Source organism: Streptomyces sp. NPDC090025, assembly GCF_044748125.1.
GTDB lineage: Bacteria > Actinomycetota > Actinomycetes > Streptomycetales > Streptomycetaceae > Streptomyces.
Genome location: NZ_JBIVFL010000014.1, coordinates 212,937 through 223,887 on the forward strand (window position 1 = coordinate 212,937; position 10,951 = coordinate 223,887).

A 10,951-nucleotide genomic window follows, 5' to 3' on the forward strand; every position below is an offset into this window, starting at 1 on the left:
GGCGGCGGCGCCGTTCCGACACCGCGACGACGAGCTCATGCATATGGCGGACGGCGCGGTGGAGGTGGAGGCCGACGGCCAGGGTCACCGGCTGGGGCGCGGGGACACGCTGCTGCTCTCCGGCGGTGTCCGGCACCGCTGTTGGGACCGTCGCGAGAAGAAGCCACAGAGCCGTTGCTGCTGAAGCGTGTCGCGACCGCCCTGCTACGCCTTCGGTTCTTCCGGTGTGACCCGGTACGCACGCTCACGGCCAGGCGTTGGGCACCGTCGGCTCGGTAGTGGCGGGACAGTGACTGCATCACCACTACGTCCGTCGCTGGAGGCATTGTGCATTCGAGTCAGCACGTTCACGGGCAAGCGCCCGCAGGCTCCCTGGACACCCTCAGGCTCCGCTCGGCAGAGATGTTCGTCGAGGTACAGCGGGCGGACACCAAAGCGGCAGCGCTCTTTGGAGTGGCCGGTGGTCTCTTCGCGGCCGCGGTGGCCTGCGCACTGTCGAACAACGCGTACCGGGCCGGCTGGCCGCTCCTCGCCCCCTTGGGGGTCACGTTCCTGTTACTGATGGCCTCGGTCCTTGCGCTACTGACGGCCCTACGCCCGGCACTCGGCTGGCGATGTGACCCATACGCTCGGAGGGAGGAGGACATCGACACCACGTCTGTTGTCCTCGAGTGGATCCGATCTTTGGACGAGCTGCACCAACTTCACGCCGAGGCTGAGCGTTTGGTCATGCTCCGGAGCCTGGCTCGACGCAAGTTCCGGCTGATCAGGCTGGCCGTGGGTCTCATCATGGCGGCTCATGGTGTGGCTGGATCGACTCTATTGATCACGCCTCTCACTCTCTGAGACTTTTGCGTGACTGTCAGTCATGCCACCTTGGGGAGACATGTACCAACCGCACCGTGCACTTATCGGAGAACGGCTCTGGGCGCAGATGCTGGAGCTCGCTCCCTCACATCTCCGCCCCGCTCGCAGTGTTCTCCTGCGTCAAGGGGATCCAGCCACCCACGTGATCCTGCTGGACTCCGGATCGACTCTCGTAACCCTGACGGGCGCGGGCGGTGAACGCACGTTGCTCGCGGTCCGGGGACGGGGTGAACTGCTGGGTGAGCTGGCTGTGCTGGACGCGAAGCCCCGGTCCGCCTCGGTGATCGCCGCCGAAGGCTGCCGTGTTCACCTCATTCCAGCATCCGACTTCCTCGTCTTCGTCGAACAGCATGGTCTACTCGCCCCCTTACTACGCCATGCGATCGCCCGCGTGAGGGAATCGGAGGCCGTGCGGCTGGAGTTCGCCACCGCTGGTGTCCCGCTTCGTCTCGCCGGCGCCCTCGCCAGGTTGGTACGGGCGGGGGTGCAGTCACCTGGCGGGCTGAGTGTCCGGCTCACGCAGGCGGAGCTCTCCCAAATGATCGGTGCGTCGCGCAACGCCGTGGTCTCGGCCATCAAGCCATGGAGAGAGCGAGGATGGCTGGAAACGGAGTCCGGCGGAGGCCTGTTGATCCATGACATGCAGGCCATCGAAGAGGATGCCCGCCGGACGACGTGATCGAGCTTACGGCTCTGGTGCCAACTGCTGGGCACCGCCACGAGCATCGCCGGATCAGCATGGGGCCTTCCGATCGACGCCCCCGTCTGAAAGGCAGGTCCGCCCTTGTTCTCTCCTGTCACTCCACCGTCTGATGTCCCGCCGGAGCACGCGCTGCTGGCGGTAGACATGCAGGGCTACAGCCAGATCCCGGAAGCCCGGATGGCTTCGGTGCGCTCCGACCTGGACCTCGTGCTCACCACCGTCCTCGCGCAGAGCGGGCTCGAACCTCCTTGCCTTGAGGACCAAGCCTTCAAAGACACCGGGGACGGTGCCATCTTCGTCCTGCCGGCAGGAAACGTGGCCCGGCTGGTCGACCCGCTGCTGGGCCATCTCCACTCGGCTCTCACCAGATACGACCGGGAACGCCTCGCGGCCTCTCCACCGATGAGGTTGCGGGTCGCAGTCCACGTCGGTCCCCTGTCCGTGCCCGATCACCGCGGCGCCGCGATCAACGAGGTGTGCCGTCTGCTGGACAGCACTGCCCTGCGCTCCGCCCTGTCCGCCGCCCGCGAGCACGATGGCTTCCTCGCAGCCGCCGTGTCAGACCCCGTCTTTCGACGGACGGTGCGGGCCGGTCGGACACCAGAGCTGGCGGAAGGACAGTTCCTGTCGACCACCGCTCTTGTCGTGGGCAAGCCGGACTTCGCTGAGCCGTGCCACCTGTACGTGCCGCGCCTGGTGCCGCAGCTGCTGGCGCCCTACCTCTCCGCCATCGCCTCGCCAGCAGGAGCGCAGGCCGCAGAGCCCGGCACGGCCTCCACGCCAGCTTCCTCTCAATCGTCTCCCTCGGAGGGCGCCGCGGCTCGGCCCTCCAGCGATCCCGCTCCGGTGTTCCAGTTCAACGGGGAGATGCGGGACACGACGGTCGCACAGGACATCCGGGTCCTGCGCATCGACCGGCGGGGCCGCTGACCTCGCCCGTCAGTACCCGGATCAGGCCCTCAAGAGACAAGGACCCGCACGTATGTCCGACGCCCCCATGCGTTCTGCTCCCGACCCGGACGAGCTCGGCACATCTGATACCTCGACCCCGGCGCTTCACAGCGAAAGCCGCCCGTGGTCCAGCTTCCTCAGGCGAGACAGTACGCCGCCGAATTCTTCTGCCGGCCTCTCTAGCCCGGCCGAAACCACGCCTCCGCCTCCGCCTCCGCCCCCGGACCCGACAACCGTGTCGCGGTCCGAGCGGCTGTCACCGGACCTGGTGCTGCCGCCTCCGACCGCGTCGGTGGCGGTCCATCAGGCAGACGTCGTAGCGAACACCGTCGGCAACCTGCACATCGAGAAGCGAATGCGTGACGTTCTGGACGGTGTCGTCCTCGACCGGGACGAAATCCGCCGAAGGCCGTTCGTGCGCGACAACGAATGGAGCAGCGTCTGGGGCAAGGCCATCGACCCAGAGACCTCGCGCCCCGTTCGGCGAGTTCTCCTGATCGTCGCACCGGGCTCGTACGGCTCCACCACGTTCGCGTTCCAGCTCTTGGCACGCCACACCGACACCGCCACTGATCTGTTCAAACTGGATGCGGACTGGACGACCCCGAGGGTCGGAAGGCTGCCGCTCTCCGAACGGCGTGCCTACCAGCTCGATCTCAAGGACCCCGACCGCGACCGTCCGTCGGCCGACTTCGTCTCCGCTCTCGAAGCGCACGCCAAGGACCTTGAGTCCCGCGACTCCTACCTCGTCGTCACTGTGGCGGAGGGGCTCTACGACCATGGGATCCTTCTGCCTGAATCGGGCGTGCAGGTCGTGCGCCTGCGCACCCCGCCGCCCGCGCGCCAGGTCGTCGAGGCCCATCTGCGCGCACACAATTGTCCGGGACTGATCCCCTACCTGGACGTCCTGGATCCGGCGAGGGTGTCGCTCGACGGGCTCGACGCGGTCGAGTCAGTGCGGGCCGCCGACACCGTCATCACCGCATGGCAAGAGCATGAGCGCACCACCCGCACGACCGTCCCGGTCACCGACCCGCACGCCGTGTCATCCGACAGCGAGCTTGCGGAACGGTTGGCGGATGCACTGTCCGACTGGCGCGACAAGCTCGACAACCTCTTCGGGGAGACGGCGAACGTCCACGCAGGGAGGGACTCGTCGCTCACCTTCGACGATCGCTGTCTGCTGCTTGCTCTCGCCGTCCGTCAATCCTCGCCCCTCCCGGACGTAGCGCGCACCGCCCGCTCACTGCAGGACAGCATCAGCTCAGCAGATCCCGGGCGGACCGCTCTCGGCACCGGCGCCCAAGCCGCATTCGCCGGTCGAGGACTGCGCCGCCGCGTCATCGACGTGGGCGGATCCGTCGACTCCCACGACGCCGTCACCTTCGACCGGCCCGGCTACGGCAAAGCGGTCCTCGCCTACGTATGGGACAACTACGAAGTCATGCGCCGACCGCTGCTGCAGTGGCTGGTCAAGGACGGTGGAACCTCTGGGGTGGCGGAACATGCCGTCGACGCCCTGTCCGCACTGATTCTCCGCCACGGGTCGTCCGAGCATCTCAGCCTGCTCGGCAGCATCGCCCGCGGGGCGAAGAACGACCTGCTGCCGGCCGTCATGCTCCGGGCCGTGCACGACGAGCACGTCGGCCGACGAGCTTGGGGCACCTTGTACCGGTGGGCAGGCAGTCAGGAGTACGCCAACTCGGTCGTCGCCATCTGCCGCCGTGTGCTGAGCGACCCGGAGACCAGCGCTTCGATGGCGAAGATGGCCATGGTTCGACTGCGCCGTGTCGTTCACACATCGAGTGCGCAGGACACCCAGAACACGGTGCTGGAACTATTCACCGAGCTGTCCGCACAGCCGGGCGGTGTCACACGGTTGGCCGAGGAGGTGCAGGCCTGGCAGGACGCGAAGGCGAGCAGCCGCGCCGGCGGCCTTGCCTTCCTGTCCCTGATGTCGGCCCATCACGAGAGGCTTCCCCTTCTGCTGACAGACGAGGAGGCGCTGGACATCAACGTGGACCGTGCTCTGCGGGACCTCCTCGGCGACATGAGCACCGCGCCGGACGTCATCTCTCGCCTCACGGTATGGATCGCGGCATGCGCCTCCGACGAGAGTGCCTACGGCGAGCTGCTCGCCCGACTCGTTCCCGTGTTGCAGGGACAACGCATGTTCAAGGCCGCCATGGGCCTGATGCAGGCACTGACAGATGTTCGTACGGCCACCGGTGACAACGCCGCTGCGGACTTCTACCAGCACCTCGTGGACAAGCGGGTCCATCCCCTGATCACTATCGAGGGAACGGGAGCCCCGGCATGAGCCAGTTCTGGCTCCGAGGCACACGAACCACACAGTGCCCTACGCCACGGCAGCTGCCCAGTGCCACCGAAGGGGTGCCCTTCGAGGCCACCTTCACCATCACCTGGCGTCCAACGTGGCGACGCAGACCGAACCTCGAGGACCTCGTACGGGAACGCATCGCCACCGATGCTGCGAACGTCCTGCTGCGCCTGCCGGCCGCCGCCCTCCAGACTGCCCAGGACACGGTGAATGCCATGCTCGGCGAGCCGAAGCGTTGCCGCACGACGCACTACCGCCTCCTGCGCGTGCGCGCAGACCTTCGGCTCACAGAGGCTTCCCAGAAGGTCCTGGCGCAGCGCAGCGTCGACGAGGAGCGCGTGCGCCGGCTGCGCTTCCTCAAGGAGAACCTGTACGAGCACCCTGCGCTGCTGCTTCTGGACCGTATCGAGCGGCACCCCGCCTCACTGGATCCGCAGCAGGTCGCCGACTGGCAGCGCGTGGCCCGGTCAGTCGCCGCATCCGAGGAATGGTGGCGCCCGCTGCTCGAGCAATGGGAACTCGTGGGTCGCGGTTTCACAGACGTCGAGATGCAGAACCGGGCGATCCTCGTGTTGCACGACGCACTCGCGGCCCTCACCCGCGGGATGGCGGATGTTAGCGACACGGCCGCGCCGTCCGCACGGGCTCATTTACGCAGCACGGGGTGAGCGGAGTGCAGTTGACACTTTGGCGCCTCGTTCTCGACCCCGTGACCTGCTGGCGGGCGCGACAGATGCAACGTGCCCAGCCGGGAACGCCGTTCGACACAGCCTGGCGCAGCGCACGCATGCTGTCGGCGCCCGACGAGATGGTCTATCGACTGCACGGTCATGCCGGGACCCCACTCGCATGCGACAGCGACCTGCCAGCAGAGGAAGACAAATGAGCTCACGATCCTTGCGGGACGACGCCGTTGCCCCCCAAGGATCGAACGTATGGTGCAGCAACGCTGATCGTCTACGTGCCCAGCGAGGGCAGCGGAGCACTGCGCCGCGCCCTGCACAGCAAGCCCTCATCCGATCAACACGTCGTCGGAGACGGTCATGAGATCCGGATCAAAGGGTGCACGTGATGTCGATATCCGGCAACACGTACCTCGGCGGCGCCGCGGTGTCCTGATAGTCCCCCAGCACGCACACCGCGCGCTGCCAATGCCCGCGGTGAAAGTAGCCGAGGGCACGCTGGTGGACGCTCTGCGCGCGTTGCCCTTTCAGCACCCGCTCGGGGAGAGTCTTCCACTGAATGCCGTGGCGCACTTTGTACAGCGACGCCTCGAAGGCCACTCGCGGGGGCACCACACGCGACTTCTTCCGCGGTGGGGGAAGGCATGAGGCCGGCTCGGCCCACTGCTCATCCGTCAGTGGCGGCGGCACAGCACGGTGATGCTCGTCGAACCACGCTTCGAACGGGCATCCCGCGCCCCGTACCGCGACGCCAGGCACGTCCGTTACGGTGCGAACCTCGACGTCGAGCAGGTGCTACAGCTCGACAAGGTCGGGGGCGGCACGACCGGCACGCCTGCTGACACGGCCCTGGCCGGCGTTACGGTCCCGCCGCGGCGCTCGACGATCTCGCTCCTCGGCACCCAGAGCAGTCTCTGGTAGACGTGGCAGTGCTGCCTGATACCGCACTAGAGAGGGTCGGGAAAGCCGTCGAGGCCAAAAGGGCAGGGGCTGAGCGGCATACCGTCGTCGGGCGAGTCGGTCAGAAACATACGGTAGTGCTCGCCTCGCGCAGGGCGCAGCACGAGGGTCGCCTCCGGTGCGAGACCGCTGCGGAGCAACTCGAGGACGGTGGGCCCGCCGTCGGCCGTGACTTCCGTGTGGAAGATGCAGACCGAGCCGAGGTTGAGAAGGTGTCCTGCGATCGTGATCCCGTATTCAGAGCTTGTGATGCGTAGCGACTGCGGCCGGCCGCTAAGCAGCTCCCTCGTGTTCTCGTCATCGATCCAGGTGAGTGTGATCGTCAGCTCGCGACTGAACGGTGACGCTACGCAGCGGCCCTCCACCAAGAGGCGAGCCATCCGCAGAGCAATCCGGTCGGTCATCGACATGTCGGCCGGGATGGGGAAGTCCTGTTCACAATGTCGCTGGACCACTTCGAGGTCCTCCAGGAACAGCTGCAGCTGTTCCCAGCGGCGCAGATCATCTGCAGTGCCGCTCTTCGGGAGGCGCCCCGCACCCGCGAGTTGGCCGTCAATCATCACCCGGAAGTCGCCGCCGAGCGAAAGGCGCCGGCGTAGCCGCAGCACCTTTAGCGCCTCCGCGGGACTGAGCCCGGCAAGATCGAATTGATACGCGAGCTTCGCGGGAGCCGATTCATCGAACGGACGCAGCACCCGAAGCACCGCACCAGGTAGATCCACCTCGATCGAGTTCCCCAGGGAGCCGGAACCTCGCGCCTTCAGTCGACCCGCGTACGACGCCTGCACGCTGTCGTCCGCGCCGAGGAAGGCTACGGAGACTGCGGCATCGGCGCCTGACACAGGTGAAATCGGCCTCCACAGAACTGTGGTGTTGGTGAATGTCTGCGCGATCCACTCCGGTCCGCTGATCGTCAGGCTCTCCACCACGTCGGGCGGGAGCTCGACTGCCTCGGCGACTCCGAATCCCAGGGAGCGCGTAACGGCGGCTGACAGATCGGCGTCCATGGCCGTTCCGGCGATGGTCATGGTGATGGGGCTTACCTCGTGGGCCCTGGGATGCTTCGTCCGCAGGGTTTGGATGACCTTGTCGCCTTCGCGGGCGAAGTCCACGGTCCAGTTCGGGTCGAGGTCGTCGACCACGCGCCCCAGAGCCTGCACTCGAGCACCCAGGTCGACCGCGCCACCCGCCAGGATGTCCTGCTCCCGGTTCATGATCTTCGCGTACTCCAGCAGCCCCACATCGCCACTGGTGCGGCTGAGACTGCGCTCGATATCACTGTGCGCGGCGAGGCGATCGTCCAAGACGGTCCGGTCCATCACGGTGACCTTCACGTCCCGGCCTTCACCCAGACCCGTGATGAACGCCCGTTCGCCCGGGGTAAGCGTGCAAGGAACCACGAGGACCCACTCATAGGGGTCGTGTTCCATAGCCCGCTTGAACGACTTCTTGATACTCGGTCTGCGCCCACGCCCCTGCAGCCCGTCGGGGAAGTACTTGAGCTGGTAGATCCGCAGGCGGCCGCCTTGCACCACGTCGATGTCGCGGCCGCCGTCACCGCCGCGCCCGTTGACGGCCCGGACCTCCGCCGTCTCGCTGTAGAGCCGGTGGACCAACGCCTCGACGACTCGGTCAAAATGCGGCTGGCCGATCCGATCCCACTCGAACGCCACAGCACTCCTCACTTCACGGCGGACCCCTCCCACGCAGCATGACACTTGCCACTGACAGCCGTGCAGAACGAGCCCGTCATAGGGAAGGGTGGTGACCGCTGCTCTCTCATCGGTGGACCGGCACAACGTCGTGCCTGGCGTTCGGAGATTCGATGGACCCGGGTCAGGCGTTGATCGCGGGGATGATCTCGGAGCCGTACGCGTCGATCGTGCCCTCCCGGTTGTCGTGCATGTCGTAGACCGCGAACTGGTCGACGCCCAGCGCCTTCAAGTGGCGCAGCTTCTCGATGTGCGCCTGCGGCGGGCCGAGGAGGCAGAAGCGGTCGACGATCTCGTCGGGGACGAAGACGGTGTCCGGGTTGTCGGCGCGGCCGTGGTGGGAGTAGTCGTAGCCCTGCCGGTCCTTGATGTACGCGGTGAGCTCGTCCGGGACCATCGCGGAGTGCTCGCCGTACTTGGCGACCAGGTCGGCGACGTGGTTGCCGACCATGCCGCCGAACCAGCGGCACTGGTCGCGGGCGTGGGCCAGGGCCTCGGGCGAGTCGTCGGCGGTGACGTAGGCGGGGGCGGCGACGCAGATGGTGACCGAGGCGGGGTCGCGGCCCGCGTCCGTGGCGGCCCGGCGGACCGCCTTGACCATCCATTCGGTGAGGAAGGGGTCGGCGAGCTGGAGGATGAAGCCGTCGGCCTTCTGCCCGGCGAGCGCGAGGGCCCTCGGCCCGTACGCCGCCATCCACACCGGGAGCTTGCCGTCGCGCACCCAGGGGATGCGGATCGGGTTGCCGTCGACCTCGGCCTCGCGGCCCTCCGCGAGGTCGCGGATGACGTCGATGGCCTCGCCGAGCCGGGCCAGGGTGTTGGGCCTGCGGCCCGCGACGCGCATCGCGGAGTCGCCGCGGCCGATGCCGCAGACGGTCCGGTTGCCGTACATGTCGTTCAGGGTGGCGAAGGTGGAGGCGGTGACCTCCCAGGTGCGGGTGCCCGGGTTGGTGACCATCGGGCCGACGTGCAGCTTCGTGGTGTTGGCCAGGATCTGGCTGTAGATCACGAAGGGTTCCTGCCACAGCACGGCGGAGTCGAAGGTCCAGCCGTAGCGGAAGCCGTTGCGCTCCGCCCGGCGCATCAGGCCGACGACCTGCGAGGCGGGCGGGTCGGTCTGCAGGACGAGTCCGAAGTCCAAGGCTGCGTCTCCTAGTTGAGGTACTGGCAGGTGGAACGGGGCACGAAGCTGCCGTGCCCGGCACGGCCGACGTACGTGCGGTGGTCGATGACGAGGTCGCCGCGGGACAGCACGGTCTCCACCTGACCGGTGACGGTCTTCCCCTCGTACGCCGAGTAGTCGACGTTCATGTGATGGGTCTCGGCGGACAGCACCTGGGTGGCGTGCGGGTCGTAGACGACGATGTCGGCGTCCGCGCCCGGCGCGATGGTGCCCTTCTGCGGATAGAGGCCGAACATCCGGGCCGGGGTCGCGCAGGCGATCTCGATCCAGCGGCGGCGCGAGATGTGGCCGTCGACGACGGCCTGGTGGAGGAGGTCCATGCGGTTCTCCACCCCCGGAAGGCCGTTGGGGATCTTCGAGAAGTCGTCCCGGCCCAGCTCCTTCTGCCCCACGAAGCAGAACGGGCAGTGGTCGGTCGACACCACCTGGAGGTCGTTCGTCCGCAACCCCCGCCACAACGCCGCCTGATGCTCCTTCGGCCGCAGCGGGGTGCTGCACACGTACTTGGCGCCCTCGAAGCCCGGCTCGGCCAGATTGTCCGTCGACAGGAACAGATACTGCGGACAGGTCTCGCCGAACACCGGAAGCCCCATGTCCCGGGCCGCCGCCAGCTCCGCCACCGCCTCCTGCGCCGACACATGCACGACGTACAGCGGCGCGCCCGCGACCCGCGCCAACTGGATCGCCCGGTGGGTGGCCTCCGCCTCGAGCAGCGCCTTGCGGACCTCCCCGTGGTACCGGGGGTCGGTCTCGCCCCGGGCCAGGGCCTGCTCGACGAGCACGTCGATCGCGAGGCCGTTCTCCGCGTGCATCATGATCAGCCCGCCGTCGGCGGCGCCGCGCTGCATCGCCCGCAGGATCTGTCCGTCGTCCGAGTAGAAGACCCCCGGATACGCCATGAACAGCTTGAACGACGTGATCCCTTCCTGGACGAGCCGGTCCATCTCCTTCAGCGTCGACTCGTTCACGTCCGACATGATCATGTGGAAGCCGTAGTCGATCGCGCAGTTGCCGTCGGCCTTGGCGTACCAGGCGTCCAGGCCCTCGCGCAGCCCGTGGCCGACGCTCTGCACCGCGAAGTCCACGATGGTGGTGGTGCCGCCCCAGGCCGCGGCCCGGGTGCCGGTCTCGAAGGTGTCGGAGGCGAAGGTGCCGCCGAACGGCAGCTCCATGTGAGTGTGGGCGTCGACGCCGCCCGGGATGACATAGCGGTCGGTGGCGTCGATGACACGGTCGGCGGTCCAGCCGGCGGCGATGTCGGAGCCGTGCGCGGCGAGCGCGACGACCCGGCCCTCGTCGATCAGGACGTCGGCGTGCACCTCGTCGGCGGCGGTCACGACGAGGCCGCCGCGGATCAGGGTTCGGGTGCTCACGGGAGGTCTCCCCTGCGAAGGCGGACGGACGAACTGTCGAGCGGGACGGGCGGTCGGGCAAAGGAGGTACCTGAGGGAGGTGACTAGGTTCTGTCGTCAAATGTCACGCCCACATCAGGAGTGATGCGAGGGTGACGGCTGCTTCGTAGGACTGTGCGGTCTTGTCGTAGCGGGTGGC

Annotated in this window: 10 protein-coding genes and 1 pseudogene; 7 read left to right on the forward strand and 4 right to left on the reverse strand. The window is 67.5% G+C overall.

The features are described from left to right. Positions 1-10: 10 nt before the first annotated feature. The 6 genes and pseudogenes from ACIPXM_RS28170 to ACIPXM_RS28195 form a co-directional block, all read left to right on the forward strand. A pseudogene (locus ACIPXM_RS28170) lies at positions 11-184 on the forward strand (cupin domain-containing protein); the annotation flags it as partial. Positions 185-402: 218 nt separating this feature from the next. Beyond that, on the forward strand, positions 403-846 hold the full coding sequence (locus tag ACIPXM_RS28175; RefSeq protein ID WP_401660910.1) for a hypothetical protein: 444 nt from the start codon (positions 403-405) through the stop codon (positions 844-846). A gap of 88 nt (positions 847-934) precedes the next feature. After that, entirely contained in the window at positions 935-1,546 is a 612-nt protein-coding gene (locus ACIPXM_RS28180; protein WP_401660967.1) for a Crp/Fnr family transcriptional regulator, read from the forward strand. Positions 1,547-1,714: 168 nt separating this feature from the next. Further along, positions 1,715-2,500: a hypothetical protein gene (locus ACIPXM_RS28185; RefSeq protein WP_401660913.1), complete on the forward strand. Its 786-nt coding sequence runs from the start codon at positions 1,715-1,717 to the stop codon at positions 2,498-2,500. Positions 2,501-2,756: 256 nt separating this feature from the next. Next, the gene (locus ACIPXM_RS28190; protein WP_401660916.1) at positions 2,757-4,841 is read left to right on the forward strand and encodes a hypothetical protein; all 2,085 of its coding nucleotides are present in this window, start codon (positions 2,757-2,759) and stop codon (positions 4,839-4,841) included. After that, entirely contained in the window at positions 4,838-5,530 is a 693-nt protein-coding gene (locus tag ACIPXM_RS28195) for a hypothetical protein (RefSeq protein WP_401660919.1), read from the forward strand. Before ACIPXM_RS28190 ends, ACIPXM_RS28195 begins: the two co-directional genes overlap by 4 nt. A gap of 387 nt (positions 5,531-5,917) precedes the next feature. Here ACIPXM_RS28195 and ACIPXM_RS28200 read toward each other — a convergent pair whose 3' ends face one another. Next, positions 5,918-6,304: a transposase gene (locus ACIPXM_RS28200; protein WP_401660922.1), complete on the reverse strand. Its 387-nt coding sequence runs from the start codon at positions 6,302-6,304 to the stop codon at positions 5,918-5,920. Between ACIPXM_RS28200 and ACIPXM_RS28205 the strand changes: the two genes are divergently transcribed. After that, positions 6,245-6,466 carry a hypothetical protein gene (locus tag ACIPXM_RS28205; protein WP_401660970.1) on the forward strand — a complete coding sequence of 74 codons (222 nt, stop codon included), beginning with the start codon at positions 6,245-6,247 and terminating at the stop codon, positions 6,464-6,466. The genes ACIPXM_RS28200 and ACIPXM_RS28205 overlap by 60 nt on opposite strands. 26 nt (positions 6,467-6,492) lie before the next feature. On the opposite strand, the gene ACIPXM_RS28210 is transcribed toward ACIPXM_RS28205, so the two are convergent. From ACIPXM_RS28210 to hydA, 3 genes are all read right to left on the reverse strand, one after another. Further along, positions 6,493-8,178 carry a hypothetical protein gene (locus ACIPXM_RS28210; RefSeq protein WP_401660925.1) on the reverse strand — a complete coding sequence of 562 codons (1,686 nt, stop codon included), beginning with the start codon at positions 8,176-8,178 and terminating at the stop codon, positions 6,493-6,495. Positions 8,179-8,341: 163 nt separating this feature from the next. After that, the gene (locus ACIPXM_RS28215) at positions 8,342-9,358 is read right to left on the reverse strand and encodes a TIGR03842 family LLM class F420-dependent oxidoreductase (protein WP_401660927.1); all 1,017 of its coding nucleotides are present in this window, start codon (positions 9,356-9,358) and stop codon (positions 8,342-8,344) included. A gap of 11 nt (positions 9,359-9,369) precedes the next feature. Beyond that, positions 9,370-10,773 carry a dihydropyrimidinase gene (gene hydA, locus ACIPXM_RS28220; protein ID WP_401660929.1) on the reverse strand — a complete coding sequence of 468 codons (1,404 nt, stop codon included), beginning with the start codon at positions 10,771-10,773 and terminating at the stop codon, positions 9,370-9,372. Positions 10,774-10,951 lie beyond the last annotated feature (178 nt).